Annotated in this window: 22 protein-coding genes and 1 pseudogene; 16 read left to right on the top strand and 7 right to left on the bottom strand. The window is 58.7% G+C overall.

Going from position 1 to position 26,605, the window contains the following annotated elements:
* The first annotated feature begins 283 nt into the window (after positions 1–283).
* The 4 genes from DTA24_RS24500 to DTA24_RS24515 are packed head-to-tail and all read left to right on the top strand — an operon-like array spanning position 284 to position 3,840.
* A complete protein-coding gene (locus tag DTA24_RS24500) occupies positions 284–1,231 on the top strand; it encodes a 4-hydroxyproline epimerase (RefSeq protein WP_016160240.1) in 948 nt (315 codons plus the stop codon).
* Positions 1,228–2,337 carry an NAD(P)/FAD-dependent oxidoreductase gene (locus DTA24_RS24505; protein ID WP_038422079.1) on the top strand — a complete coding sequence of 370 codons (1,110 nt, stop codon included), beginning with the start codon at positions 1,228–1,230 and terminating at the stop codon, positions 2,335–2,337. The genes DTA24_RS24500 and DTA24_RS24505 overlap by 4 nt, the downstream gene beginning before the upstream one ends.
* Complete coding sequence (locus DTA24_RS24510) at positions 2,334–2,597, top strand: (2Fe-2S)-binding protein (RefSeq protein WP_039102812.1); 264 nt, start codon at positions 2,334–2,336, stop codon at positions 2,595–2,597. The genes DTA24_RS24505 and DTA24_RS24510 overlap by 4 nt, the downstream gene beginning before the upstream one ends.
* Positions 2,578–3,840, top strand: coding sequence for an FAD/NAD(P)-binding oxidoreductase (locus DTA24_RS24515; RefSeq protein WP_050887437.1), 1,263 nt, complete (start codon positions 2,578–2,580; stop codon positions 3,838–3,840). The genes DTA24_RS24510 and DTA24_RS24515 overlap by 20 nt, the downstream gene beginning before the upstream one ends.
* A gap of 3 nt (positions 3,841–3,843) precedes the next feature.
* Here the strand turns inward: DTA24_RS24515 and hpaR are convergent, their stop codons facing one another.
* The gene (gene hpaR, locus DTA24_RS24520; RefSeq protein ID WP_002887503.1) at positions 3,844–4,284 is read right to left on the bottom strand and encodes a homoprotocatechuate degradation operon regulator HpaR; all 441 of its coding nucleotides are present in this window, start codon (positions 4,282–4,284) and stop codon (positions 3,844–3,846) included.
* Positions 4,285–4,348: 64 nt separating this feature from the next.
* Here hpaR and DTA24_RS28510 point away from each other — a divergent pair.
* The 12 genes and pseudogenes from DTA24_RS28510 (at position 4,349) to DTA24_RS24575 (ending at position 15,106) form a co-directional block, all read left to right on the top strand.
* Positions 4,349–4,513 (top strand): annotated as a pseudogene (locus DTA24_RS28510) (hypothetical protein).
* 58 nt (positions 4,514–4,571) lie between these two features.
* Positions 4,572–5,204, top strand: coding sequence for a fumarylacetoacetate hydrolase family protein (locus tag DTA24_RS24525; protein WP_012969003.1), 633 nt, complete (start codon positions 4,572–4,574; stop codon positions 5,202–5,204).
* Entirely contained in the window at positions 5,201–5,965 is a 765-nt protein-coding gene (locus DTA24_RS24530; RefSeq protein ID WP_008807571.1) for a fumarylacetoacetate hydrolase family protein, read from the top strand. Before DTA24_RS24525 ends, DTA24_RS24530 begins: the two co-directional genes overlap by 4 nt.
* Positions 5,962–7,428 (top strand): 5-carboxymethyl-2-hydroxymuconate semialdehyde dehydrogenase, encoded by a 1,467-nt coding sequence (gene hpaE / locus DTA24_RS24535; protein WP_023297017.1) that lies wholly within the window; start codon positions 5,962–5,964, stop codon positions 7,426–7,428. The genes DTA24_RS24530 and hpaE overlap by 4 nt, the downstream gene beginning before the upstream one ends.
* Before the next feature lies 1 nt (position 7,429).
* Positions 7,430–8,287, top strand: a complete 858-nt coding sequence (hpaD, locus tag DTA24_RS24540; protein ID WP_002887492.1) for a 3,4-dihydroxyphenylacetate 2,3-dioxygenase — start codon at positions 7,430–7,432, stop codon at positions 8,285–8,287.
* Between the two features lie 9 nt (positions 8,288–8,296).
* Positions 8,297–8,677, top strand: coding sequence for a 5-carboxymethyl-2-hydroxymuconate Delta-isomerase (locus DTA24_RS24545; protein ID WP_039102809.1), 381 nt, complete (start codon positions 8,297–8,299; stop codon positions 8,675–8,677).
* Positions 8,678–8,785: 108 nt separating this feature from the next.
* Positions 8,786–9,589 (top strand): 2-oxo-hept-4-ene-1,7-dioate hydratase, encoded by an 804-nt coding sequence (gene hpaH, locus DTA24_RS24550; RefSeq protein WP_002887487.1) that lies wholly within the window; start codon positions 8,786–8,788, stop codon positions 9,587–9,589.
* Between the two features lie 10 nt (positions 9,590–9,599).
* On the top strand, positions 9,600–10,391 hold the full coding sequence (gene hpaI, locus DTA24_RS24555) for a 4-hydroxy-2-oxoheptanedioate aldolase (protein WP_012969004.1): 792 nt from the start codon (positions 9,600–9,602) through the stop codon (positions 10,389–10,391).
* A 118-nt stretch (positions 10,392–10,509) separates the two neighbouring features.
* Entirely contained in the window at positions 10,510–11,886 is a 1,377-nt protein-coding gene (gene hpaX / locus DTA24_RS24560; protein ID WP_123837093.1) for a 4-hydroxyphenylacetate permease, read from the top strand.
* 9 nt (positions 11,887–11,895) lie between these two features.
* Positions 11,896–12,786, top strand: coding sequence for a 4-hydroxyphenylacetate catabolism regulatory protein HpaA (gene hpaA / locus DTA24_RS24565; protein ID WP_012969005.1), 891 nt, complete (start codon positions 11,896–11,898; stop codon positions 12,784–12,786).
* Between the two features lie 225 nt (positions 12,787–13,011).
* Complete coding sequence (gene hpaB / locus DTA24_RS24570; protein WP_002887473.1) at positions 13,012–14,574, top strand: 4-hydroxyphenylacetate 3-monooxygenase, oxygenase component; 1,563 nt, start codon at positions 13,012–13,014, stop codon at positions 14,572–14,574.
* A gap of 19 nt (positions 14,575–14,593) precedes the next feature.
* Entirely contained in the window at positions 14,594–15,106 is a 513-nt protein-coding gene (locus DTA24_RS24575) for a 4-hydroxyphenylacetate 3-monooxygenase reductase subunit (RefSeq protein WP_012542962.1), read from the top strand.
* A 431-nt stretch (positions 15,107–15,537) separates the two neighbouring features.
* Here the strand turns inward: DTA24_RS24575 and DTA24_RS24580 are convergent, their stop codons facing one another.
* The 6 genes from DTA24_RS24580 to DTA24_RS24605 form a co-directional block, all read right to left on the bottom strand.
* Positions 15,538–16,557, bottom strand: a complete 1,020-nt coding sequence (locus DTA24_RS24580; RefSeq protein ID WP_227540381.1) for a hypothetical protein — start codon at positions 16,555–16,557, stop codon at positions 15,538–15,540.
* 625 nt (positions 16,558–17,182) lie between these two features.
* Complete coding sequence (locus DTA24_RS24585; RefSeq protein WP_049017800.1) at positions 17,183–17,512, bottom strand: hypothetical protein; 330 nt, start codon at positions 17,510–17,512, stop codon at positions 17,183–17,185.
* Positions 17,509–18,132 carry a hypothetical protein gene (locus DTA24_RS24590; RefSeq protein ID WP_072001809.1) on the bottom strand — a complete coding sequence of 208 codons (624 nt, stop codon included), beginning with the start codon at positions 18,130–18,132 and terminating at the stop codon, positions 17,509–17,511. Before DTA24_RS24590 ends, DTA24_RS24585 begins: the two co-directional genes overlap by 4 nt.
* A 21-nt stretch (positions 18,133–18,153) precedes the next feature.
* Positions 18,154–18,399 (bottom strand): hypothetical protein, encoded by a 246-nt coding sequence (locus DTA24_RS24595; protein ID WP_012969006.1) that lies wholly within the window; start codon positions 18,397–18,399, stop codon positions 18,154–18,156.
* A gap of 81 nt (positions 18,400–18,480) precedes the next feature.
* On the bottom strand, positions 18,481–18,699 hold the full coding sequence (locus DTA24_RS24600; protein ID WP_012969007.1) for a hypothetical protein: 219 nt from the start codon (positions 18,697–18,699) through the stop codon (positions 18,481–18,483).
* Positions 18,692–26,554: a hemagglutinin repeat-containing protein gene (locus tag DTA24_RS24605; protein ID WP_413773790.1), complete on the bottom strand. Its 7,863-nt coding sequence runs from the start codon at positions 26,552–26,554 to the stop codon at positions 18,692–18,694. Before DTA24_RS24605 ends, DTA24_RS24600 begins: the two co-directional genes overlap by 8 nt.
* Positions 26,555–26,605 lie beyond the last annotated feature (51 nt).

The raw sequence follows: 26,605 nt of genomic DNA on the forward strand, positions 1-26,605 counted from the left end.
GGATATTTATTCACTTTCCGTTAACACCTCAAGCAGCATCCCTCGGTTTTGCGATCCTGGATCCGCTTTACGCCTTCCCCTGATTTAGCCACTGGCGCAATGGTCACTTTCGGTTTACCACAGCATTAAGCAAATGATTAATAAGAAATAACTATGTGAAATAGAAATATACCGCGCTCATGACTGTGCAGATTTCGTCATTTTCTCTGACGAAAGCGCTCAAGCAGGTCGGGAAAGGTTGCGCCAGCATGATGAAACATGTTGTTAACTTCCGGAGAGCCTGATGACCGCGCCACGCCCCCCTGTTACGTTGAGAGCTATTGATTCACATACCGGCGGCGAACCGACCCGCCTGATCGTTGACGGATTCCCCGATCTCGGCGGCGGCAGCATGGCGAAGCGCCGCGACCGCTTCGCCCGCGACTTTGACCATTGGCGTCAGGCGGCCATTCTCGAACCGCGCGGTAATGACGTACTGGTCGGCGCGCTGCTGTGCAAACCGGTCTCGGCGGCGGCTACCGCTGGCGTGATTTTCTTCAACAATGCCGGTTTTCTGAATATGTGCGGCCACGGCACAATCGGGCTTATCGCCTCGCTGGCCTGGCTTGGGCGTATCCAGCCCGGCGTACATCTGATTGAAACACCGGTCGGCGACGTAAGCGCTACGTTGCACGACGATGGCAGCGTATCGGTGCAAAACGTCCCGGCCCGCCGCTGGAAAAAACAGATCCGCGTTGAGACCGCGCATGGTCCCGTCATCGGCGATATTGCCTGGGGCGGCAACTGGTTTTTCCTGATTAACGACCACCCGTTCGCCATTACCCCCGAACATATTCCACAGCTCACCGCCTACGCCTGGGCAGTGCGCGAGGGGCTGGAAGCCGCGGGGATCCGCGGCGACGACGGCGGCGTTATCGACCATATCGAACTCTTCGCCGATGACGATACCGCCGACAGCCGCAACTTCGTACTCTGTCCGGGAAAGGCCTGGGATCGCTCGCCGTGCGGTACCGGCACCAGCGCCAAGCTGGCCTGCCTGGCGCAGGATGGCAAGCTGCAGCCGGGGGAAATCTGGCGTCAGGCCAGCATCATCGGCAGCCAGTTTACCGCCAGCTACCAGCGCACCGCGGAAAGCATCATCCCAACGATCCGCGGCGAAGCCTGGGTGTGTGGAGACAACCAGTTGATCCTCAACCCTGACGATCCCTTCTGCTGGGGGATCGCGCCGTGAAGCAGTGCGACGTCATCGTGATCGGCGCCGGGATCATCGGCGCCGCCTGCGCGTGGCAGCTGGCGAAGCGGGGGCAGAGCGTGACGCTTATCGACGACGGTCAGCCCGGCGCGACGGCGGCCGGTATGGGCCATCTGGTGTGCATGGATGACGACCCCGCCGAGCTTGCCTTGTCGGCATGGTCGCTGGAACGCTGGCGCGCTATCACGCCACGGATGCCCGACCATTGCGCCTGGCGCGGCTGCGGCACGCTGTGGCTGGCGGAAAGCGAAGAAGAGATGGCCGTCGCGGGCGAAAAACAGCGGCGGCTGGCCGGCCATCAGGTACCCAGCGAACGCCAGACCCCGCAGCAGATCGCCGGACGCGAGCCGCTGCTGCGCGGCGGGCTGGCGGGCGGCCTGTGGGTGCCAGGCGATGGTATCGTCTACGCGCCAAACGTCGCCCGCTGGCTGATGGCCGATGCCGGAGACCATCTTACCTGCCTGCACGACAGCGCGCAGGCGATTACCGAACCGCAGGTGCTGCTCGCCAGCGGCCAACGGCTACAGGCGCGGGCCATCGTGGTGGCCTGCGGACTTGAAGCCAACGCGCTGTTAGCGGAAAACTGGCTGCGACCGAAAAAAGGCCAACTGGCGATTACCGATCGCTACCGGCCGCGGGTGCATCACCAGCTGGTTGAGCTGGGTTACGGCGCCAGCGCCCATGGCGGCGGCACCTCGGTGGCGTTTAACCTTCAGCCGCGGCCAACCGGCCAGCTGCTGATTGGCTCTTCGCGTCAGTTTGATAACCGTGAGCGCGAGTTGGATCTGCCCTTGCTGGCGCAGATGCTCGATCGCGCCCGCCATTTCGTGCCGGCGCTGGCGACGTTGAATATCATCCGCTGCTGGAGCGGCCTGCGCGCCGCCTCGCAGGATGGCAACCCGCTGATCGGCCCGCATCCCACGCGCCGTGGCGTATGGCTGGCGCTGGGCCATGAAGGGCTGGGCGTCACCACCGCTCCGGCCACAGCTGAACTGCTGGCGGCGCAGATCCTCGATGAACGCTGCCCAGTGGCGCCCGACGCCTGGCTCCCGGCCCGTTTGTGTCAACAGGAGGCGATTGCATGAAGGCCACGCTCACTATCACCATTGATGGCGAAGCGCTGACGGTGCCGGAAGGCATTAGCGTGGCGGCGGCGCTGGCGTTGACCGGCGACCCCACCACCCGCCAGGCGGTTAACGGCGATCTCCGCGCGCCGTTTTGCGGCATGGGCGTCTGCCAGGAGTGCCGGGTCACCGTCGATGGCCTACGGGTGCTGGCCTGCCAGACCCTGTGCCGGGCCGGTATGCAAATAGAAAGGAGCCACGATGAACACGCTGCGCTGTGACATTTTAATCCTCGGCGCCGGCCCCGCCGGCATGGCGGCCGCGCTCTCCGCCGCCGCCTGCGATAAACAGGTGATTATTCTCGACGATAATCCCGCCCCTGGCGGGCAAATCTGGCGGGCCGGTCCGCAGGCGACGCAGCCCGCCCTGGCCCGGCGCTACCGCGACGCCATCGCCGCATCTGCCGCCATCCGGGTAGTGAACGGCGCGCGGCTGATTGCCCGCCCCTCCGCGCACAGCGTGCTGTTTGAAACCGCTGACGGCGGCGGCGTGGTTTGCTGGCAGAAACTGATCCTCTGCTGCGGCGCGCGCGAGCTGTCGCTGCCCTTTCCCGGCTGGACCTTACCCGGCGTGACCGGCGCGGGCGGCCTGCAGGCGCAAATCAAACAGGGCCTGTCGCTGAAAGGAGAAAAGGTGGTGATTGCCGGCAGCGGTCCGCTACTGCTGGCGGTGGCGGATACGGTGAACAAGGCCGGAGGCGACGTGACGAATATCATTGAGCAAGCGCCGCTCCCGGCGCTACTGCGCTTCGCCAGCGGGCTGTGGCGCTGGCCGCAGAAGCTGCGCCAGTTAGCGACGCTGGCCCCGAAAGGCTATCTGAGCGGCGCGCAGGCGATCCGCGCTCACGGCGCAACGCGGCTGGAAGCCGTTACGCTTCGCCAGCGCGGCGTCGAGCGAACTATCGCCTGCGATCGGCTGGCTATCGGCTACGGGCTGATACCCAATATCGAGACGGGGCTGCTGTTTGGCTGCGCCACGGCACAGGAGGCGATCCAGGTTAACCGCTGGCAGCAGACCAGCGTCACGGATATCTATGCCGCCGGCGAGTGTACCGGTTTCGGCGGTAGCGAGCTGGCGCTGGCGGAGGGCGAAATCGCCGGGTATGCCGCCGCCGGGGCCAGCCAGCAAGCGCAGGCGTTATTTACCCGCCGCGCCCGCTGGCAGCGTTTCGCCGAAGCAATCAACCGTACCTTCCGGCTGACGGAATCCTTGAAAGACGCCGCAACGCCGGAGAGCCTGCTGTGCCGCTGCGAGGATGTACGCTGCGGCGATGTGGCGGCCGCCGGAGGCTGGCTGCAGGCCAAACTGACCCAGCGCTGCGGAATGGGCGCCTGTCAGGGGCGTACCTGCGCCGCCAGCGCCCGCTGGTTGTACGGCTGGCCGCTGCCGCAGCCAAGAGAACCGCTGGCCCCCGCCCGCGCGGAAACGCTTATTGCCCTCGCCCGGCCGAGCGCCGAGCCGTAACCGCTACTCTTCCTCATCACCGCGCCCGGCAGGGACGCCAAGCGCAATAAACTCCTCCAGCAGCGAGGTCAGTTGCTGCAGCTTTTCCGTGGTGAACTGGGCCTCCAGCAGACGATAGGTTTCTTCCACCTCGGCCTGAGCGCTTTCATACAGCGCGGTTCCGGCAGGCGTCAGCGAGACGTACAGCTTGCGCTGATCGTTAACCGGCTTTAAGCGCAGCACCAGCCCATCCCGCTCCATGCGCGTCAAAATCCCGGTCAGGCTGGGGCGCAGGATGCAGGCGCGAAAGGCCAGATCGTGAAAATCCATCGACGGACGTTCGGCGAGAATTCGCACGATCCGCCACTGCTGTTCGGTGAGATTGTGCCGTTTGACGATCGGCCGAAAGTAGGCCATCGCCGCCTCACGCGCCTGCAACAAGGCAATGGTTAATGAATCATGCATAGTATCCCCTCTACAGCCTCATCCAAAACTTATTAACAACTTAATAATTAGCTTTAATCCTGCCATGTACAACCGGTTTCTGCACCTGAAAAGTACCAGCCCCTTCCTGAAAAACAGTCAACTCATTGATTAAAAACCAATAAGTTATTGATGTGTAAATATTGTGTTAATCAGATCACAAAACATTCACTTCCAGTTGCTAAACCTGGCCGCAAAGCATAAAAGATGATCATTAACATATTAATGAAATGCATTTAAATCCGAAATCAGTACCAGAGGAGTGGTGAATGAAAGGTACCATCTTCGCCGTTGCGCTCAATCATCGCAGCCAGCTCGACGCCTGGCGCGAAGCGTTTCAACAGGCCCCCTACAAGACGCCGCCGAAAACCGCGGTCTGGTTTATCAAGCCGCGCAATACCGTGATTGGCGACGGCGAGGCGATCCCCTATCCGCAGGGCGAGACCGTACAAAGCGGCGCGACGGTGGCGCTGATTGTCGGCAAAACCGCGCGTAAAGTGGCGGCGGCAGAGGCAGCGAACTATATCGCCGGCTACGCGCTGGCTAACGATGTGAGTCTGCCGGAAGAGAGTTTTTATCGCCCGGCGATCAAGGCGAAATGCCGCGATGGCTTCTGCCCCGTCGGCGCGCTGTCGGCGGTGCGTAACGTCGATAACCTGACCATCATCACCGAAATCAACGGCCGCGAGGCGGATAGCTGGCATACCGGCGATCTGCAGCGTAACGCCGCGCAGCTGCTGAGCGCCTTAAGCGAGTTCGCCACCCTCAATCCCGGCGACGCGATCCTTATCGGCACGCCCCACTCTCGCGTCACGCTGCGCCCCGGCGACCGCGTACGTATTCTCGCCGACGGATTCCCGGCGCTGGAAAACCCGGTTGTCGCAGAAGGAGAGCTGGCATGAAACAGGCACGCATTGAATGGCAGGGACAGGTACGCGACGTGCTGGTCGATGAACGCGACCAGGTGCGCCTGAACGATGGCACGGTATTGAAAGAAGGCGAATTCCGCTGGTTGCCGCCCGCCGACGGCACGCTGTTCGCGCTGGGGCTGAACTACGCCGACCACGCCAGCGAGCTGGAATTTAAGCCGCCAACCGAGCCTTTGGTGTTCATCAAAGCGCCGAACACCTTTATTGGCCACCAGCAGCAGTCGGTACGCCCGGATAACGTCGAATACATGCACTACGAAGCCGAACTGGTGGTGGTGATCGGGAAAACCGCGCGCCGCGTCAGCGAAGCCGAGGCCATGGACTATGTCGCTGGCTATACCGTGTGCAACGACTACGCGATCCGCGACTATCTGGAAAACTACTACCGCCCGAACCTGCGGGTGAAAAGCCGCGACACCCTGACGCCGATCGGCCCGTGGATCGTCGCCAAAGAGGCGATCCCGGATCCGCATAATCTGGCCCTGCGTACCTGGGTCAACGGCGAACTGCGCCAGCAGGGCACCACCGCCGATCTGATCTTCAGCATCCCGTTCCTCATCGCTTATTTAAGCGAATTTATGACCCTGCAACCGGGCGACATGATCGCCACCGGCACGCCGAAAGGGCTATCCGATGTGGTGCCGGGCGACGAGGTGATCGTTGAAGTCGAGGGCGTGGGCCGCCTGGTCAACCATATCATCAGCCAGCAAGCGTATGAGGAGACACTGTCATGAAAAAGATTAACCATTGGATCAACGGTAAAAACGTTGCCGGCGCAGACTATTTTCATACCACCAACCCGGCCACCGGCGAGGTACTGGCTGAAGTCGCCTCTGGCGGCGAAGCCGAGGTTCACCAGGCGGTAGCGGCGGCGAAAGAGGCCTTTCCGAAGTGGGCTAACCTGCCGATGAAAGAGCGCGCGCGCCTGATGCGCCGCCTGGGGGATCTGATCGATCAGAACGTCCCGGAGATCGCGGCGATGGAAACCGCCGATACCGGCCTGCCTATCCACCAGACCAAAAACGTGCTGATCCCGCGGGCGTCGCATAACTTCGAATTTTTCGCCGAAGTGTGCCAGCAGATGAACGGCAAGACCTATCCGGTCGATGACAAGATGCTTAACTATACCCTCGTGCAGCCGGTTGGCGTGTGCGCGCTGGTGTCGCCGTGGAACGTGCCGTTTATGACCGCGACCTGGAAGGTGGCGCCGTGCCTGGCGCTGGGGAATACCGCGGTGCTGAAAATGTCCGAGCTGTCGCCGCTGACCGCCGATCGTCTGGGCGAGCTGGCGCTGGAAGCCGGGATCCCGGCTGGCGTGCTCAACGTGGTGCAGGGCTATGGCGCCACCGCCGGCGACGCGCTGGTGCGCCATCATGATGTGCGCGCCGTCTCCTTCACCGGCGGCACCGCCACCGGCCGCAACATCATGAAGAACGCCGGTCTGAAAAAGTACTCTATGGAGCTCGGCGGAAAATCGCCGGTGCTGATTTTTGAAGACGCCGATATTGAGCGCGCGCTCGACGCCGCGCTGTTCACCATCTTCTCGATCAACGGCGAACGCTGCACCGCCGGTTCGCGCATTTTCATTCAGCAGAGTATTTATCCGGAGTTCGTCAAGCGCTTCGCCGAGCGCGCCAACCGCCTGCGCGTGGGCGATCCGACCGATCCGAATACCCAGGTCGGCGCGCTGATTAGCAAGCAGCACTGGGAGAAAGTGTCCGGCTACATTCGCCTCGGCATCGAAGAGGGCGCCACCCTGCTGGCCGGCGGCGCGGATAAACCGTCCGACCTGCCGGCGCATCTGAAAGCCGGCAACTTCCTGCGCCCGACGGTACTGGCGGATGTCGACAACCGCATGCGCGTCGCCCAGGAAGAGATTTTTGGCCCGGTCGCCTGCCTGCTGCCGTTCAAAGACGAAGCGGAAGGGCTGCGCCTGGCGAACGATGTGGAATACGGCCTGGCGTCGTATATCTGGACCCAGGACGTCAGCAAAGTGCTGCGTCTGGCGCGCGGTATTGAAGCCGGGATGGTGTTCGTCAACACCCAGAACGTGCGCGACCTGCGTCAGCCGTTCGGCGGCGTGAAGGCCTCCGGCACCGGCCGCGAAGGCGGCGAGTACAGCTTTGAAGTGTTCGCCGAAATGAAAAACGTCTGCATCTCGATGGGCGACCATCCGATCCCGAAATGGGGAGTCTGATATGGGTAAGTTAGCGTTAGCAGCAAAAATCACTCACGTGCCGTCGATGTATCTGTCTGAGCTGCCGGGGAAAAACCACGGCTGCCGCCAGGGCGCGATCGACGGGCATAAAGAAATTGGCAAGCGCTGCCGTGAAATGGGCGTCGATACCATCATCGTGTTCGACACCCACTGGCTGGTCAACAGCGCCTATCACATCAACTGCGCCGACCATTTTCAGGGCGTCTACACCAGTAACGAACTGCCGCATTTTATTCGCGACATGACCTACGACTACGACGGCAACCCGGAGCTGGGCCAGCTTATCGCCGACGAGGCCGTAAAGCTCGGCGTACGCGCCAAAGCACACAATATTCCCAGCCTGAAGCTGGAGTACGGCACCCTGGTGCCAATGCGCTACATGAACAGCGATAAGCATTTCAAAGTGGTGTCCATTTCCGCCTTCTGTACCGTTCACGACTTTGCCGACAGCCGCAGGCTGGGCGAAGCGATCCTCAAAGCCATTGAGAAATATGACGGCACCGTAGCGGTGCTGGCCAGCGGTTCGCTGTCGCACCGCTTTATCGATGACCAGCGCGCCGAAGAGGGCATGAACAGCTACACCCGCGAGTTTGATCATCAGATGGATGAGCGCGTGGTGAAACTGTGGCGGGAGGGCAAATTCAAAGAGTTCTGCACCATGCTGCCGGAGTACGCCGACTACTGCTACGGCGAAGGCAACATGCACGACACGGTGATGCTGCTCGGTCTGCTGGGTTGGGATAAATACGACGGCAAGGTGGAGTTTATCACCGAGCTATTCGCCAGCTCCGGTACCGGCCAGGTTAACGCCGTGTTCCCGTTGCCAGCGCAGGCGTAAGGGGGCCCCATGCCGCATTTTATCGCCGAATGTACCGACAACATCCGCGAGCAGGCCGATCTGCCAGGGCTGTTCGCCAAAGTCAACGAGGCGCTGGCCGCCACCGGTATCTTCCCGATCGGCGGTATTCGCAGCCGCGCCCACTGGCTGGATACCTGGCAGATGGCCGACGGCAGGCAGGATTACGCCTTCGTGCATATGACCCTGAAAATCGGCGCCGGGCGCAGTCTGGAGAGCCGTCAGGACGTGGGAGATATGCTGTTCGCGCTGATCAAAGCCCACTTTGCCGCACTGATGGAGAGCCGCTATCTGGCGCTGTCGTTCGCCATGGAAGAGCTCGACCCGACGCTGAACTACAAACAGAACAACGTGCACGCGTTATTTAAATAATGTGCAAATTGCCCGGTGGCGCTGCGCTTACCGGGCCTACAACGGCCATGAATTTGTAGGCCGGATAATCAAAGCGCCATCCGGCAATACAATGCCACAGGAATCACTATGCTCGATAAACAGACCCGCACCCTGATTGCCCAGCGGCTGAACCAGGCCGAAAAACAGCGTGAACAGATCCGCGCGATCTCGCTGGATTATCCGTCGATCACCATTGAGGACGCCTACGCCGTCCAGCGCGAGTGGGTCGAGATGAAGATCGCCGAAGGCCGCGTGCTCAAAGGCCACAAGATCGGCCTGACCTCTAAAGCGATGCAGGCCAGCTCGCAGATCAGCGAGCCGGACTACGGCGCGCTGCTCGACGATATGTTCTTCCACGACGGCAGCGATATTCCCACCGACCGCTTTATCGTTCCGCGTATTGAAGTCGAGCTGGCCTTCGTGCTGGCCAAACCGCTGCGCGGCCCGAACTGTACGCTGTTTGATGTCTACAACGCCACCGACTACGTTATCCCGGCGCTGGAGCTTATCGACGCGCGTTGCCACAACATCGACCCGGAAACCCAGCGTCCGCGCAAAGTGTTCGACACCATCTCCGATAACGCCGCCAACGCCGGGGTGATCCTCGGCGGCCGGCCGATTAAACCGGATGAGCTCGACCTGCGCTGGATCTCCGCCCTGCTGTATCGCAACGGCGTGATTGAAGAGACCGGCGTCGCCGCGGGCGTACTCAATCATCCGGCCAACGGCGTGGCCTGGCTGGCCAACAAACTGGCGCCGTACGATGTCCAGCTCGAAGCCGGGCAAATTATCCTCGGCGGCTCCTTCACCCGCCCGGTCCCGGCGCGCAAGGGCGATACCTTCCACGTCGACTACGGCAACATGGGCGCCATCAGCTGCCGCTTTGTTTGAGGAGAGCAACATGAACAACGCATTTAAAGAGGCGCTCAAGGCCGGCCGTCCGCAAATCGGCCTGTGGCTTGGGCTGTGCAGCAGCTACAGCGCCGAACTGCTGGCCGGCGCGGGCTTCGACTGGCTGCTGATCGACGGCGAACACGCGCCCAACAACGTACAAACGGTGCTGACCCAGTTGCAGGCCATTGCGCCCTACCCCAGCCAGCCGGTAGTGCGTCCGTCGTGGAACGATCCGGTACAAATTAAACAACTGCTGGATGTCGGCGCGCAAACTCTGCTGGTGCCGATGGTGCAGAATGCCGAAGAAGCGCGGCTGGCGGTAAGCGCCACCCGCTACCCGCCTGCCGGCATCCGCGGAGTCGGCAGCGCGCTGGCCCGCGCCTCACGCTGGAATCGCATTCCGGATTATATCCACCGGGCCAATGACGCCATGTGCGTACTGGTACAGATTGAGACCCGCGAAGCGCTGAAAAATTTGCCGCAGATCCTCGATGTCGACGGGGTGGACGGCGTGTTTATCGGCCCGGCGGATCTCAGCGCCGATATGGGCCACGGCGGCAACCCACAACACCCGGAAGTGCAGGCCGCCATTGAAGATGCCATCCAGCAAATCCGCCAGGCCGGAAAGGCGCCGGGGATCCTGATGGCCAATGAACAGCTGGCGAAACGCTATCTCGAACTGGGCGCGCTGTTCGTCGCCGTCGGCGTCGATACCACCCTGCTGGCCCGCGGCGCAGAAGCGCTGGCGGCGCGGTTTGGCGCGGAAAAAACCGACCTGGGTTCGTCAGGCGTCTACTAACGCCGGGTGGCGCTACGCTCATCCGGCCCGGAGCAGCAGCGAATCGCAGGTCCGGTAAGCGCAGCACTACCGGGCAACCCGCAGTACCCTACAAAATTCCCATTAGAGGAAAATAATAATGAGCGATACATCACCTGCCATCCCGGAAAAGTTCGATCCGGCGAATCAGCACAAACAGCTGACGGCGCAGCAGCAGTCGGTTATCAACAAGCTCTTCCGCCGTCTGATCGTGTTTTTATTCGTCCTGTTTATCTTTTCGTTTTTAGACCGGATCAATATCGGCTTTGCTGGATTAACCATGGGGCAGGATCTGGGCCTCAACGCCACCATGTTTGGCCTGGCCACCACCCTGTTTTACGCCACTTACGTCATTTTTGGCATTCCCAGCAACGTGATGCTCAGCATCGTCGGCGCACGACGCTGGATCGCTACCATCATGGTGCTGTGGGGCATCGCCTCTACCGCCACCATGTTCGCCACCGGACCAAAAAGTCTCTATGTTCTGCGCATGCTGGTGGGGATCACCGAGGCCGGTTTCCTGCCGGGTATCCTGCTGTACCTGACCTACTGGTTCCCGGCATTTTTCCGCGCCCGCGCTAACGCGTTGTTTATGATTGCGATGCCGGTGACCACCGCGCTGGGGTCGATCGTCTCCGGCTATATCTTGTCCCTCGACGGTCTGCTGAACCTGCGCGGCTGGCAGTGGCTGTTCCTGCTGGAAGGCTTCCCGTCGGTGCTGCTCGGCATTATGGTCTGGTTCTGGCTGGATGATTCTCCGTCGAAGGCCAGGTGGCTGACGGCGGAGGACAAAAAATGTCTGCAGGAGATGATGGATAACGATCGCCTGACTCTGGTGCAGCCGGAAGGGGCCATCAGCCATCACGCCATGCAGCAGCGCAGCCTGTGGCGGGAAGTGTTCACCCCGATCGTGTTGATGTATACCCTCGCCTACTTCTGCCTGACCAATACGCTCAGCGCGATCAGCATCTGGACGCCGCAGATCCTCAAAAGCTTTAACGAAAGCAGCAGCAATATCACCATCGGTCTGCTGGCGGCGATCCCGCAAATTTGTACCATTCTCGGGATGATCTACTGGAGCCGCCACTCCGATAAATACCAGGAGCGGAAGCATCACACTGCCCTGCCGTTCCTGTTCGCCGCTGCGGGCTGGCTGCTGGCGTCAGCCACCGATCATAACCTGATCCAGCTGCTCGGGATCGTGATGGCCTCCACCGGATCGTTTAGCGCTATGGCCATCTTCTGGACCACGCCGGATCAGTCCATCAGTCTGCGTGCCCGCGCAATCGGCATTGCGGTGATCAACGCCACCGGCAATATCGGATCGGCGCTCAGTCCCTTTATGATCGGCTGGCTGAAGGATATTACCGGCAGCTTCAGCAGCGGGCTGTGGTTCGTCGCCGCACTGCTGGTGATTGGCGCGGTGATCATCTGGGCGATTCCGATGAAGGGCTCGCGCCCTCGCGCGACACCGTAAGGAGCCGCTATGTGCCAAAGCCCAATCGCCAACATCGATATCAATAAAGAGTACGACGAGAGCCTGGGCACCGAAGAGGTGCACTACCAGTCGTTTTCCCGCATGGCGGCCTTTTTTGGCCGCGACATGCAGGCGCATCGTCACGACCGTTATTTCCAGATGCACTACCTTGATACCGGGCAGATTGAGCTGCAGCTTGATGACCATCGCTATTCGGTGCAGGCGCCGCTGTTTGTGTTAACGCCGCCCTCGGTGCCGCACGCGTTTATTACCGAGTCCGATAGCGATGGTCATGTGTTGACGGTCCATGAGGAGCTGATCTGGCCGCTGCTGGAGGTGCTCTATCCCGGTACACGGGAGACCTTCGGCCTGCCGGGGATCTGTCTGTCGCTGGCAGATAAACCCGACGAGCTGGCGGCGCTGGCCCACTACTGGCAGCTGATTCGTCGGGAATCTACCGCCCAGTTGCCCGGGCGGGAACACACCCTGGCGCTGCTGGCGCAGGCGGTATTTACCCTGCTGCTGCGCAACGCCAGGCTCGACGATCATGCCGCCAGCGGGATGCGCGGCGAGCTGAAATTATTCCAGCGCTTTAACCAGATGATCGACAGCCACTTCCATCAACACTGGACGGTACCGGATTACGCCAGGGAGCTGCATCTGACCGAATCGCGGTTGACCGATATCTGCCGCCGCTTCGCCAACCGTTCGCCGAAGCGGCTGATATTCGACCGCCAGCTGCGCGAGGCGAAGCGGCTGCTGCTGTTTTCCGATAGCGCGGTCAATGAGATTGCCTGGCAGCTGGGGTTTAAAGACCCTGCCTATTTTGCGCGCTTTTTTAGCCGCCAGGTCGGCTGCTCGCCCAGCAGCTACCGGGCGCAAAAAGTACCGGTGTCGTAATACCCCGGCGGCGCTGCGCTTGCCTGGGCTACAGACCACAGGACGGGTCAGCGCCGCGCCACCCGCCAAAAGCTGCCGAGATCACAAAATTTAATCCCGCCTGAAAAGTACCCGCCGTTGTCGCAAACGTCCCTTCACGGCAAGCGCAATAACCGCTTCAATTAAACAACAAAAACAAAACATATATTTAACATTATTTTTCCGATAAATACTGAAGAGGCCCCTATGAAACCTGAAGATTTCCGCGCCGACGCGAAACGCCCGTTAACTGGCGAAGAGTATTTAAAAAGCCTGCAGGATGGCCGCGAAATTTATATCTACGGCGAGCGCGTAAAGGATGTCACCACCCACCCGGCCTTCCGTAACGCCGCCGCTTCCGTCGCGCAGCTGTACGATGCGCTGCACAAACCGGAGATGCAGGATTCCCTGTGCTGGGGCACCGATACCGGCAGCGGCGGCTACACCCATAAATTCTTCCGCGTGGCGAAAAGCGCCGACGACCTGCGCCAGCAGCGCGACGCCATCGCCGAGTGGTCGCGCTTAAGCTACGGCTGGATGGGCCGCACCCCGGACTACAAAGCCGCCTTCGGCTGCGCGCTGGGCGCCAACCCGGCGTTTTACGGCCAGTTCGAGCAGAACGCCCGCAACTGGTACACCCGCATTCAGGAAACCGGCCTGTACTTTAACCACGCGATCGTCAACCCGCCGATCGACCGCCACAAGCCGGCTGATGAAGTGAAGGATGTCTACATCAAGCTGGAAAAAGAGACCGATGCCGGGATCATCGTCAGCGGCGCGAAAGTGGTCGCCACCAACTCAGCGCTGACCCACTACAACATGATCGGCTTCGGCTCCGCACAGGTGATGGGCGAGAACCCGGACTTCGCGCTGATGTTCGTCGCGCCGATGGATGCCGAAGGCGTCAAGCTTATCTCCCGCGCCTCCTATGAGATGGTCGCCGGCGCGACCGGATCGCCGTACGACTATCCGCTTTCCAGCCGTTTCGACGAGAACGACGCGATTCTGGTAATGGATAAAGTGCTGATCCCCTGGGAGAACGTGCTGATTTACCGCGACTTTGACCGCTGCCGTCGCTGGACCATGGAAGGCGGTTTCGCCCGCATGTATCCCCTGCAGGCCTGCGTACGCCTGGCGGTAAAACTGGACTTTATCACCGCCCTGCTGAAACGCTCTCTGGAATGTACCGGCACCCTCGAGTTCCGCGGCGTACAGGCCGACCTCGGCGAAGTAGTCGCTTGGCGCAACATGTTCTGGGCGCTTAGCGATTCCATGTGCTCGGAAGCGACGCCGTGGGTCAATGGCGCATGGCTGCCGGATCACGCCGCGCTGCAGACCTATCGCGTGATGGCCCCGATGGCCTACGCCAAGATCAAGAACATCATCGAGCGCAACGTCACCAGCGGCCTGATTTATCTGCCGTCCAGCGCCCGCGATCTGAACAACCCGCAGATCGACCAGTATCTGGCGAAGTACGTGCGCGGCTCCAACGGTATGGATCACGTTGAACGTATCAAGATCCTCAAACTGATGTGGGACGCGATCGGCAGCGAATTCGGCGGTCGCCATGAACTGTATGAGATCAACTACTCCGGTAGCCAGGATGAAATTCGCCTGCAGTGTCTGCGCCAGGCGCAGAGCTCCGGCAATATGGACAAAATGATGGCGATGGTCGACCGCTGCCTGTCCGAGTACGACCAGAACGGCTGGACGGTGCCGCATCTGCACAATAACGCTGATATCAACATGTTGGATAAGCTGCTGAAGTAATTCACAGCGGGAGGTCATAATGCAATTAGATGAACAACGCCTGCGTTTTCGCGATGCCATGGCCAGCCTGTCGGCGGCGGTTAACGTTGTCACCACCGAAGGCGAAGCCGGTCGCTGCGGCATTACCGCCACGGCGGTTTGCTCGGTGACGGATACGCCGCCGTCGGTGATGGTGTGTATCAACGCCAACAGCGCGATGAACCCGGTGTTTCAGGGTAACGGCAAGTTGTGCATCAACGTGCTGAACCACGAACAGGAAATCATGGCCCGTCATTTCGCCGGGATGACCGGGGTGACGATGGAAGAGCGGTTTGCCCTCAGCGGCTGGCAGCAGGGCGCGCTCGGACAGCCGGTGCTGAAAGGTTCGCTGGCCAGTCTCGAAGGCGAGATTAGCCAGGTGCAAACCATTGGTACCCACCTGGTGTATCTGGTGGAGATCCGCAATATTACCCTGAGCCCGCAAGGGCACGGCCTGATTTACTTTAAACGCCGTTTCCACCCGGTGATGATGGAAATGGAAGTCGCGGTGTAATGGCCTCGCCTGCCTCTCCCCGGATAACGGGGAGGGGCTACATAGATTCGCGTTAGCGTTCCTGCTGGGCAAACTGTGTCAGCGCCGCCTTCTGGTACTTTCCGCCCGTATCGTAGTCCGTCGTCGCCGTCCGGCTCACCTGCGCGCTGATTTGCTCCTCGCTCGGATGGGGATTCCCTCCCGCTACCTATTACGATTTTTCTTGTAGCCCTGGTAATAAATCCACCAACAACCAGTAGCTATCAACGCCCCTGTGAAACATGCAGCTTTTGTATACTTCCATGTATCACTCCAAATCAGCTCAAATGGGATGTGGTAAACCAATAAGAGGTAACCTCTAATGAGCACGTATATAATTAAAAACAATACGATCATTGCTACATTGCAAGCAAAAAATAGATAGAAAAAAATAAAGAACCAAGATTTTCTATTCATTTTTGGTTCCCTTTTTGGAATTTCACACCTGTTTTACCCGCTTGATCATTGAGGATCTCTGTCACCGCACTACCCGAGGCATTACCAGCAATACCAGGTACTGGATTAATCGGCAGCGGTTTGGATATTCCCATCCCGACATCTGTCCAGATCCAGTCTTTCCATGGCTTCATCGGGTAGTAAATTTTATCCATAGGCAGCTCAATGAGTTTTCCTGCACCATAACCCACCCCAGAGGCCAAACCATTACTTAATCCACCTGTAAAAGGATTATCCCCTTTCAGATAGCTGGATATTGCACCACCTGCCGCATTCCATCCCACAGTTCCTAACCAACCAGTTTTTGAGGTTGCTGCTCCAACCCAAGTCGCTATCAACGCATCTATGTAATTCACTTCACTAGTCGTGGCATATTGTATTGCAGTATTGGCTCCGCCACTGATGGCAGCTGTTACCAAAGCCCCCTTAGGCAATATGCCTAACCCAACAGTATCTGCCAGATGGGCTGATACTACTGCATTCCCTTCTGCCACATCTTCAGCAAGTTTTCCTTTACAGTCTGTATCGCAGTCTGGCGTCTGCCTGTGAATGATTTCCGCCACATACGGACTCACTGCGCCACTCGCCGCCTGCGCCAGGTTGCCCCCCGCCAGACCCTGCATCGCCGCCGTTACCGCCTGCGCCACCTTCTGGTACTTTCCGCCCGTATCGTAGTCCGCCGTCGCCGTCCGGCTCACCTGCGCGCTGATTTGCTCCTCGCTCGGACTGCCATTCCCTCCCGCTACCAGCTTCGCCCGCGCCGCTGCCCGCGCCGCCGGGTCGCTCTGCGCCGCCTGCGCGTTCAGCTTGCCCTGCGTCACCAGCACATCACTCACCTGGCGCCCGATTTCACCTGTCTTCTGCGCCGTCGCCAGACGGTTTTGCTCTTTCTCCTGATCAAATATCGGACTCAGCGTCTGGTTCGCATGCGCCGCATCCCGGCTTAACCCCATCACGTCCTGCTGCTGACTCGCCATATCGCAGATGACGAGGGTTCCTTCAGGAACGGGCTGTGGATAAGGTCTGATAAAACGATCCCGCCGCGATGGCCGGGCTCGCTTATGCTATGTCTGAACTGCTAATCTTCATACCCCAGAGCAAATACGCAGGAGAATTTTGGGGAAGAGTGATCTGTATTACCTAAACTTGGGAATAAAGTAATACATTAACCAAACACCAAAACCTGCAATAAACCCACCGAAGGCACCAGCTTTAATAAATAATAGCGCTCGCATAAAATTAACATCCCATGTCCCTGTCAAGAAAAAAACATAGGCTATAAATACAAACTGTAAAACTAGTGCACACAAAGAGATAACCAATGTGTGGAGGCCTACGATCATGGAAAAAACTTTTAATTCATTGTATATATTCACATTAATCCTCGTTCAATATATCAATGAGTTTAGAGCCGCCCTGACTTCCCATCTCAGTAGCTAACGCTGCACCACTGTTACCAGATATACCGGGTAATGAGCTCAACTGCATTGGTTTACTTACCCCCATCCCCATATCAATCCACTCATAGTTCTTCCATATAGGATTGAGAGCTTTATTTTACGGGGTTTTGATAAGATATTTACCCATCCAATAGCCAATTACTCAGAGATTTGTCCCTGCACTCGCTCCGAAAAATTTATTCTTTATAAGAACTGATAAAACGCTCCCAGCACGAGAACCGAGAACGTTTAAACTGGTACTATTAGTCCAGATTTTTTTAGAAAAATAATGGATAAAATATATTCCTACCCCCCCAACTAATCCTCCTGCTGTACCTGCCTTAACGCTAACCTTCAATATATCAAAGAGTGGGATATTAACATCTCTCATTTCAATAATACTGAATAGACTACGAACAATAAAAATCCCAATGGTAGTCACCGCTATAACAAGAAATATTGTAGCAATCAAATTGAGGAGGCTACGCATCATTTATCCCCTTCTCTTAGAGTTCTGGCCGCTTTAGAACTGCCTTGGCCAATGCTCTCAGTTGAACCAGAAGCAATAATATTCCCTATCACGGCAGGACGAGGATCCAAAGGTAATCGCTTACTTATTCCCATCCCCAAATTAACCCACTCGTAATTTTTCCATGCAGGATTAACCCATTTATCTAATGAAATTTTGGCAACTTTACCTATTCCATAACCGATACCCGAAGCGGCACCACTTATTACGCCACCTTTAAATGGATCATCACCGTTCAGATAGCTGGATGTTGCACCACCTGCCGCATTCCAGCCCACAGTTCCCCAGACTCCCGTATTTGCAGTAAATGCTCCAACATAAGTCGCGATTAATACATCAGTTGGATTAACCGTTCCATTAATCGCATACTGAATACCTGCATTTGCCGTTCCGCCTATCGCGCCAGTAATCTGCATTCCTCCCGGCAGATAGATTAGCCCCGCTGAAGCCAACGCACCTGCATAAGCTTTATTCTCAGCAATTCCTCGCTGGCAGGCTTCACCAGACGGGTTATCTGCGCATGAGAGAACATCTGCGCCATGCTCTCTGGCTTTCTCACCCTGGCCCCATTCGTTCCCACCCATCAGGTTATTCTCAACAACAGCTTACTTATTTAACATTCGCTTTCTATAAGACAAGTAATAGGAAAGCCATAGACATATCCCGACAAAAAAACCTATAACTGCCATTTTGAGAGCAACATACACTTGTTCATAGCCAAAGAAATCAACATCAAATCCAGGTACAAGGATCCACTGAAATACCAGACTCAGCATGAACATAGTGGCGGGAACAGCTGTACAGGAATAAAAAAATAACAATACTAATTGCCATGTTGGTACTTTCATCATTTCTCTTCCTCCCCATTTTTATCACTCGTAGCATAATTGGAAAGACCAGAAACGGTTGCAGACTCAGCGCATTATTCTCCACTAAAATCCTTTAATCTTAAAAAGACGACATAAAACGATCCCTGCACCAATAATGCAGCCACCACCAAAACCTACTTTCAGATTATGCAGAGCTTCAGAGGAAGAAAAACTGAAGCTACCCTGTATGACATAATCAACAATAAGTAAGGACACATAAGCCAGTTCGGCCATGAGAATCCCCGCCACCACAGAGAAGATAAAAAAGAGAACATTAATCATTTTTTCTCTCCCCCATAGAATCCGCGCGCTTCTCTATACCTTTACCTGTTATTTCCGAGAAGAATGAACCACCAAAATCACCAAAAGCCCCAGGAACGCGGCTCGGAGTCATTTCCTTCGAAATACCAAAATCCCCCTTAATTTCAGTAAACTGCCTCAATTCAGCGTTAAACTTCGGATCCCAGCCTCCTTTCCACCAGTTTGCCCCGGCATTAACACCCCATGAGAGTCCTTTACCAATGCCATAGCCAATACCCGAACCGGCACCATTGATAAGCGCACCAGACAGTGGATCTTTGTCATCTATCCAGTTGCCCAGCGCACCACCTGCGGCATTCCAGCCTACCGTACCTGCCAGACCATTCCCCATACTGAGCACGTTTACCCAGCCAGCAATAGTCGCATTTGCCGGATCTATCGTGCCATCTGCCAGATAACTGATACCGGCATTTGCACTTGCTCCCAGTCCCCACATTGCCTGAGCACCACCTGGTAACAGGGCCACACTACCCGATGCCAGCGCAAGTCCTACCGCATTACGCTCATTTATCGCTTTCTGACATGCCGACCCGCCTGGGTTATCGGAACAACTCGCCATATCGATGCCGTGCTGGCGCAACCATGCCGCCTGCGCATCTTCACTGCCGCTCAGTAAGTTATTCTCCACCGCATTCTTCCCGGCCTGTGCACCCGTCACCGCATCCGCGCTGCTGCCTCCGCTAAGCCCCCCCATCAGTCCCGCCGCCAGCGTACTCAGCGCGCTTATCGTCGACTTCTGCTCATCCGACAGCTCTTCTGTCTTAACACCCGGATAATATTCCGCCGCTATCCAGCGCCCCAGCAGCTCGCCACTCACTGCGCCTGCCGCTCCCGCCAGCGCGCTGTTATTTCCCGATGCCGCCGCTATCGCTCCCCACACCGCGTGCGCCATCGCATTGGCTTCCACATTCACCTTGCCCGTCGCGCTGTCCGTCGTCTGGCTGTGAATGATTTCCGCCACATACGGGCTCACTGCGCCACTCGCCGCCTGCGCCAGGTCGCCCCCCGCCAGACCCTGCATCGCCGCCGTTACCGCCTGCGCCACCTTCTGGTACTTTCCGCCCGTATCGTAGTCCGCCGTCGCCGTTCGGCTCACCTGCGCGTTGATTTGCTCCTCGCTCGGACTGCCATTCCCTCCCGCTACCAGCTTCGCCCGCGCCGCTGCCCGCGCCGCCGGGTCGCTCTGCGCCGCCTGCGCGTTCAGCTTGCCCTGCGTCACCAGCACATCACTCACCTGGCGCCCGATTTCACCTGTCTTCTGCGCCGTCGCCAGCCGGTTCTGCTCTTTCTCCTTATCAAATATCGGGCTCAGCGTCTGGTTCGCATGCGCCGCATCCCGGCTTAACCCCGTCACGTCCTGCTGCTGATTCGCGCTGTCGCGGATAACGATACTGCCCTCGCTCACCGCCGCCCGCGTCAGCGAACTGTCGCTGCCGCTGCCGTTCGCCCCCATCAGCAGTCCACTGGCCGCATTCCCGAGGAACTGCCCCGCCACGCTACCGCTCGTGCTCACTCCCTCGCTCTGCTGCTCCACGCTGTACTCGGCATAGTTTTTAATATCCCGGAAACCCAGCGTCCCGGTATCCAGCCGGTTCAGCTCCGCCGCCGCCGTGCTCGCCAGCACGCTGCCGTTCAGCTGCGTATGCCCGCCCACCTTCACATCAAAACCGCCCTCGCCGGCAAAAATCCCCGTCTGCGCCTCCACCGACGCCCAGGTGCTGTGCATTTTGCTCTGGCTCAGGTTAAGAGAACCCGAACCGCCGCCCATGCTGCCGCTCGCCCCCGCACTGCCGCTACGCTGCTTCGAATCGTAGTTATCGCTGTCCTGCTCGCTGGTCAGCGTCAGGTTACGCCCGACGTCCATTGTCACCTGATGGCCACTCACCTGCGCGCCGGTCAGCGTCGTATCGCGACCGCTGACGATAGTCACCCGCTCACCGGCGCTGAGGGTCGTTTCGTTATGCGTCAGGCTGTTGCCCTTCTCGTGGCCCTTCCCGGCGTTGGCGCTGGCGCTGACCGTCAGCCCGTTCGCGCCCTGACCGAAGTTAATACCGACGCCAAACGAACTCCCATGGCTCTCGTTTTTACCGCTCAGGGTGCTGGCGTTCTCCGCAGAGAATAAATTCACATCGCGCGCGGCATTGAGCAACGCGCTGCCGCCGGCCTGCAGCTGGCTGCCCTCAACGTTGATATCCGTCTCCGTGGCGATAATGCTGAGATTGTTGCCGGCCATCAGGCTGCTGCCGCGGCTGGTGTTCTGCGTTTGTCGCTGAGTGGATTTCGAGGACTGGCTACCCCAGGAGAGGTTGACCCCTATCATGCTCTCCGGACTGGAATCCGCAGTCTGCATCTGCGATGCCTGATACGCCTGTACGCCCGATAATGCCGACTGCAGCCCGCTCAGCGCGGCGAGACGGCCATTGCTCTCGGTGCTGGCCTGGTTGGCGCTGGAAACCGCGGTGTTAATGGCGCTGCCCACCATCCCGGATAACGCCAGCGTCAGGCCGCTGGTTTTCTGCTCCACGGTATGGGTCTGGGTGCTCTGGTTTTCCGCTGCCAGAATATTCACGGTTTTACCGGTCAACGCCATATTGTTGCCGGCCACCAGGTCAGATCCCTGAACCGTCAATACATTACCGGCGCTCAGGCTCAGGTTGCCCTGTGAGCTTCCGACGGTACTGGCGGCGCTACTCAGCGCCGTCGTTACATCGGTGGCTTTCAGCGACGAACTGCCGACGCTGAAGCCGACACCGCCGGTGCCGGAAAAGCCGCTATGTTTCTCTTTACGTAGATGGTTTTCCTGGCGACGCTCCTCGGCGGTGGTGATGGTCAGGTTACGCCCCGCCGCAAGGTTGACGTCCTGGGTGCCGGCAACACTGCTGCCGGACACCAGCAGGTCGCGCCCGGCCTGCATCACAATACTGTCACCGCTAAAATTGCTGCCGATGGCGTTCTGCGCCCACACTTCATCGTGAGTGGTGAGCGAACGGCGAGCCAGCAGGCCGCTGCTGCTTTGATGACTGTTTTCCGTCAGGTGCCATGAGGACTCGCCGCTGCTGAGGTTAATATCATTGCCGGCGGCAACCGTCAGGCTGCTGGTCGCCGTCACGCTGGCGGCGCGGGCATTCATATCGTGGCCGGCGGACAGCGCCACCGCGCCGCCGTTAATTTGCGTGCCGATATCGCTACGCTGGGTCAAGGAACGATCGTTGCCTTTCCCCCAGTTTCCGCTTTCGCTATGGGTGGTGGCGAGCGTCTGCAGGTTGAGATCGTTGCCGGCGATAATCTGCGTCTGGCTGCCCGCCGCGCTGTTACTCACCATGCTTGCCGTCAGATTAATGTTATGTAACGCCAGCAGCCCCAACTGGCCGTTTTCATTCTGGACATAAATCCCCGCGGGCCGATCGAGGCTGATGTTACCCGGGCCGCCGCCGAGGGTGCTGGCGCTGTTGATATCACGCCCGGCTTGCGCGATCAGGCTATCGCCGCCCTGCAGCGTTCCGCCAATATTGTTGATATCAGTACGCGCGTTTAGCGTGAGCTGGTTGCCGCCGATATAGCCGCTGTTATGAATGTTTTCCGCGGTTAGCTGCGTCACGCCGCGGCTTTGGATGTGCCCGCTGTTGGTCACATCACGGCTCACGCTGAACGCCACGTTTTCACCGCCGAGCAACGCGCCGCTGCCATCGAGATCGCCCGCTTTAATCCGCGCGTAAACCTGCGGCACCAGCACCTGCTGCACGGAGCCATCCGTTAGCGTGACCTCTCTGGCGACCAGCCAGACCATATCGCTGGTCAACAGCGCCATCTGCGCTGGCGTCAGCGCCACCCCGACCGTCAGGTTGTACTGTTTGGCGAAGGCGACGCCCGCGTCCATCAGCGCCCGGTACTGCTCTTCATCGTTACTGTAGCCCTGCAGGTAGCGCCCGCCGCTCAGCTTAACGATCTGCTCACGCACCAGCCGCTGTTCGTAATAGCCGTCGCCAAGCCGCTTCATCGCCTGATCAACGCCCAGCTGATTTTGCATGTAGTCGCTGGCGAGCCACGCTTTACCGTTGGTAAAACGCGGATCGGTTTCCACCAGATAGCCTGCTTTAGCCTGCGGGTCGATCTGATACAGACTGCTGACAGGAAGCCGGGTATCCGGCGTGATGACGCGAATAACCGTTCCGTCAGCGTTAACCGGCGTCACTTCCACCAGTCGTCCGGCGGGTATTTCGCCTGTTTCATCGGCGCGATCGCGCGGATTAATCACACCGCTATGGCCATCAATTTGGGTATTGCCCTGCCACTTCATGGTTTGCAAATCGATGGTCTGAACCGTCGGCGTCGGTTCATATTCGCTGCTTTTTTTCCCCTGGCTGGTTTTAGTGCCGCCAAACGGGCGGCTGGTCTTTTTCTCATACCAACGGGTCTGGGTGCCGACGTCGGTGGTCACCCGTTTGCCGGTCGTGGCGACGTTGTTTAGTTCGCCAATCACGCCACCGAGCGCTCCTCCGGCGATAATCTGGCTATCGTAGTTATTCAGCTTATCGCTGTTGATGATGAGCCGGCCGCCGGAGAGGATTTTGCCAGGATCGCTTTCCACCACCTGCGTTTCCACAACGGTACGCTGGTACTGGTATTCATAGAACTCATCGCCGCGGCTACCGTCCGGCATGATGGCGTCGTGAACGCCGTATTTGTTTTTATAGCTGGTATCGACCAGCGACCAGTCGAAGCGCTGTACCGATCCTTTCAGCGCCGCTTCATGGCGCCATGACTGCTCGACCATCACATCTTTCGTCACCAGATGGTCGTTGTAGTTATTGATTTGTTGGATATCGAGCGCCATATCACCGGCGGACTCAAGCGTTGCGCTGTGGTTATTAAACACTCCCGCCCGGCCGCTGAGCGAACCGTCTTCGGCAAGCTGGCCGCCAATGGCGAGCGTACCGTCGCTGTAGATCAGCGCGTGATCCTGGTTATTGAGCGTGCCGACGCCCATTGCCAGCGATGCCCGTGCGGCAATCGTCGCCGCCACGCCGTTCTCTGCGGCGTTAGTCAGCGTTGCCGCCTGCAGCGCGACGGCGTCGCCGTACAGGCGCCCGCTGCCGATATTGGTTAACGTCGTGGCGACAATATGGGTTAAACCACCGTCAATCAGCCCCCGATTGACCAACTCGCCGCTGACCGTCAAATGGTTCTCGCCAGCGCTGATTTCACCTTCCTGACGGTTATCCAGCTTTGCCGCATAGAGATTGAGCGCCTGGCCGGCGCTGATAACCCCCTGGTTAATCAGCCCCAGGCCGGAGAGATTCCACTGCAGGTTGCCGTTGGCGATGACCCTCCCGGCGTTATGAAATGCCTGACGCAACGTGAGCGACATATCGCCCTGAGAGAGCACCTCGCCATCGCCGCTGAGGGAATCGGCATCGAGGCTAAGTTTGCTCGCGGCAAGTAACGTTCCGCCCGTATTAGCCAACGCCAGGTTGACGCCTGCTATTTCCAGAGCGGTGGCGGAGACGATCTGCCCCTGTCGGTTATCCAGCCCCCGGTTGTGAATGGTGATGTTGAGATTACCGCCGGACTGCAGTTCTCCCTGCCGGTTATCAACGGTGGCGCTCTGAATACCCAGGGCATCAAAGGCGGTGATTGTGCCCTGCTGGTTATCCAGTAAACCGCTCGTCGTCAGGTTGACGCTGCCCCGCTGCGCCGTGCCTATCTGCCCGTGACGATTATTAAGATTTTCAGCCTGTAGTTGGATGTCGCCGCTGGCGATGATATTCCCCTGCGAGTTATCCACCCCATGGCGCGCAGTGAGCTGAATGTCGCCCTGCGCCGCGCTGATTTTTCCGCCATGGTTGGTCAGATTGTCGGCGTCAAGCTTGATATAGCCATTTGCGGCAAGAACGCCTTCGCGGTTATCCAGCCCTCCTTCAGCGCTCATGGCCAGGTCGCCCTGCGCCGCAATCACTTGCCCCTGCTGGTTCCGAAGGCTGGCCACTTGTAGAGAAAGGCTGCCGCCAGCAACGATATTCCCTTGCGAATTTTCCAGCTCATGCCGCGTAGTGAGCTGAGCATTGCCCTGCGTCGTGCTGATTTTACCGCTGCGATTATTAATGTTATCGGAGTACAAAACGATATTGCCGTTAGCGGCAATAGTGCCTTCGCCGTTGTCCAGCGCGCCTTCGCTGGTAATAGATATGCCGCCGCTGCCGGTATGCAGCAGCGTTCCGTTTTGATTGAACAACTGGCTGGTTCTGAGCGTCAAAGCATGGCTGTTGCTGGCGATCTCACCACCGCGGTTGTCCAACCCCGCGCGAAAATCAAGGCGTAGATCGTCCTCGCCCGTCTGCTGGATTACGCCCTGTTGGTTATCCAGCGCCATTGCTTTCAGCTCAAGCTGGCTGGCCGTCAACAGGCCACTGTGGTTGTTGAGTTTGCCGCTGGCGGCCAACTGGAGTTTTTCGCTGGCCGCCACCACCGCATCTCGGGTGGTGATATCCCCGGTCGCGGCGCTGACCACGATCCGCGCCCCCGAGGTTCGACTGTTATCAAGATCCACCGTCCTGCCCTGCGCCGTCAGCGTTCCTGCCGCCATATTGCGGCCATTCAGCGCCAGCGAGCTCTGGCTATTCAGCGTCAGCGCGCCGCTGCTGGCGGTAGAACCATCGCTATTTAATCCGGCGGCGAGCGTGCTGTTTTGCGCGCTGCGCAAAGCGTTGGCGGCAATCTGCGTATCGCCTTGCGCGGCGATCATGCCGTCATTGGTTAGCGTCGCGCTGGCCGTCACCACGCTATCTTTTCCGGCGTACAGCTGCCCCTGGTTGTGAAGATCGCCCTTAACGGACAGTTGCAGATTCTGCGCGGACTGAATCACGCCGCTGTTGCTGAGCGCGCCATCAGCGCTGATTGCTACATCCCCCGCCGCCGCGCCGATATTGCCGGCATTGTGAACGCCTACGCCGCGCTCGGTACCGACAAGACGAATTTTATGAGCGTACATCCCGCCCAGCGCGCTGACGTCTATCGCCACCGCAGGCAGCGCACTGCCGTCGGCTGATTTTGCCGTCGTTCGGCTGTGCGCCGCATCGATCTGATTACGCCCTGCGGTGACCTTTAGCTCCTGCGCCCAAACCCCGGCGTTGATTTTCACCGCGCGGGCGAGCAGGTCGGTACTGTCTACCGAGCTCGCATCAAGGCCGCCGCCCTGTACGAGAATTTCGCCGCGATTGACATCATAACCGCTAATCTGCCCGTTACCGTACTGTACCTGGCCTGTCGTCAGCGTTGCGCGGTTGGCATTGATGAACCCGCAGCCGTCGCAGCTAATTCCGGCAGGGTTAGCGATAACCACCTGCGCTTTTTGTCCGGCAACCTCGATATAGCCATTCAGCCGGCTCGGATCGCGGGTATTCACCTCGTTGAGGATCACTCTGGCTTCCCCTTTCGCCAGATTCGGGTTCCCGGCGACCATCCCGGCCAGTTGGGTTGAAGTGTTGGCACGGCTGTTATTCAGCACCACGCCGCGCCCATCGACGTCAAACTGGCTGTAAACGTTGCGTGAAACGCCTGCGCCGCTCGGTGTCTGAATATTGACCTGCGGCGTGCCATTAGCGCTATTGGCGATCTGCGGTTGCTGGCCGCCTGGCGCATGGTTATCGGCGACAATCGCCGCCTGAGCCGGGGTAAGACAGGAAAAAGCGAGCAGAAAGCTAAAGGCCAGCGGCGCCAGGGTGGAGGTCAGCATCGACCCGGTTCGCGCGTCGGCGCCGGATTGCGGCGACACGCCCGCCCGATGAGAGCGGGTCGTTTCCGCCACCACCATCAGCATCCCGCGAGCCTTATTAAATACGATTCGATAAAAGCGTTTATTCATTGCCGT

Source organism: Klebsiella sp. P1CD1 (assembly GCF_003790505.1).
GTDB classification, from domain to species: Bacteria; Pseudomonadota; Gammaproteobacteria; order Enterobacterales; family Enterobacteriaceae; genus Klebsiella; species Klebsiella variicola.

What these genes read in the sequence shown, in the direction of transcription:
- DTA24_RS24500 (WP_016160240.1), top strand. Translation starts at nt 284, where the DNA reads ATGACCGCGCCACGCCCCCCTGTTACGTTGAGAGCTATTGATTCACAT.
- DTA24_RS24510 (WP_039102812.1), top strand. Translation starts at nt 2,334, where the DNA reads ATGAAGGCCACGCTCACTATCACCATTGATGGCGAAGCGCTGACGGTG.
- DTA24_RS24515 (WP_050887437.1), top strand. Translation starts at nt 2,578, where the DNA reads ATGAACACGCTGCGCTGTGACATTTTAATCCTCGGCGCCGGCCCCGCC.
- hpaR (WP_002887503.1), bottom strand. Translation starts at nt 4,284, where the DNA reads ATGCATGATTCATTAACCATTGCCTTGTTGCAGGCGCGTGAGGCGGCG.
- DTA24_RS24525 (WP_012969003.1), top strand. Translation starts at nt 4,572, where the DNA reads ATGAAAGGTACCATCTTCGCCGTTGCGCTCAATCATCGCAGCCAGCTC.
- DTA24_RS24530 (WP_008807571.1), top strand. Translation starts at nt 5,201, where the DNA reads ATGAAACAGGCACGCATTGAATGGCAGGGACAGGTACGCGACGTGCTG.
- hpaE (WP_023297017.1), top strand. Translation starts at nt 5,962, where the DNA reads ATGAAAAAGATTAACCATTGGATCAACGGTAAAAACGTTGCCGGCGCA.
- hpaD (WP_002887492.1), top strand. Translation starts at nt 7,430, where the DNA reads ATGGGTAAGTTAGCGTTAGCAGCAAAAATCACTCACGTGCCGTCGATG.
- DTA24_RS24545 (WP_039102809.1), top strand. Translation starts at nt 8,297, where the DNA reads ATGCCGCATTTTATCGCCGAATGTACCGACAACATCCGCGAGCAGGCC.
- hpaH (WP_002887487.1), top strand. Translation starts at nt 8,786, where the DNA reads ATGCTCGATAAACAGACCCGCACCCTGATTGCCCAGCGGCTGAACCAG.
- hpaI (WP_012969004.1), top strand. Translation starts at nt 9,600, where the DNA reads ATGAACAACGCATTTAAAGAGGCGCTCAAGGCCGGCCGTCCGCAAATC.
- hpaX (WP_123837093.1), top strand. Translation starts at nt 10,510, where the DNA reads ATGAGCGATACATCACCTGCCATCCCGGAAAAGTTCGATCCGGCGAAT.
- hpaA (WP_012969005.1), top strand. Translation starts at nt 11,896, where the DNA reads ATGTGCCAAAGCCCAATCGCCAACATCGATATCAATAAAGAGTACGAC.
- hpaB (WP_002887473.1), top strand. Translation starts at nt 13,012, where the DNA reads ATGAAACCTGAAGATTTCCGCGCCGACGCGAAACGCCCGTTAACTGGC.
- DTA24_RS24575 (WP_012542962.1), top strand. Translation starts at nt 14,594, where the DNA reads ATGCAATTAGATGAACAACGCCTGCGTTTTCGCGATGCCATGGCCAGC.
- DTA24_RS24580 (WP_227540381.1), bottom strand. Translation starts at nt 16,557, where the DNA reads ATGGCGAGTCAGCAGCAGGACGTGATGGGGTTAAGCCGGGATGCGGCG.
- DTA24_RS24585 (WP_049017800.1), bottom strand. Translation starts at nt 17,512, where the DNA reads ATGATGCGTAGCCTCCTCAATTTGATTGCTACAATATTTCTTGTTATA.
- DTA24_RS24590 (WP_072001809.1), bottom strand. Translation starts at nt 18,132, where the DNA reads ATGGGTGGGAACGAATGGGGCCAGGGTGAGAAAGCCAGAGAGCATGGC.
- DTA24_RS24595 (WP_012969006.1), bottom strand. Translation starts at nt 18,399, where the DNA reads ATGATGAAAGTACCAACATGGCAATTAGTATTGTTATTTTTTTATTCC.
- DTA24_RS24600 (WP_012969007.1), bottom strand. Translation starts at nt 18,699, where the DNA reads ATGATTAATGTTCTCTTTTTTATCTTCTCTGTGGTGGCGGGGATTCTC.
- DTA24_RS24605 (WP_413773790.1), bottom strand. Translation starts at nt 26,554, where the DNA reads ATGCTGATGGTGGTGGCGGAAACGACCCGCTCTCATCGGGCGGGCGTG.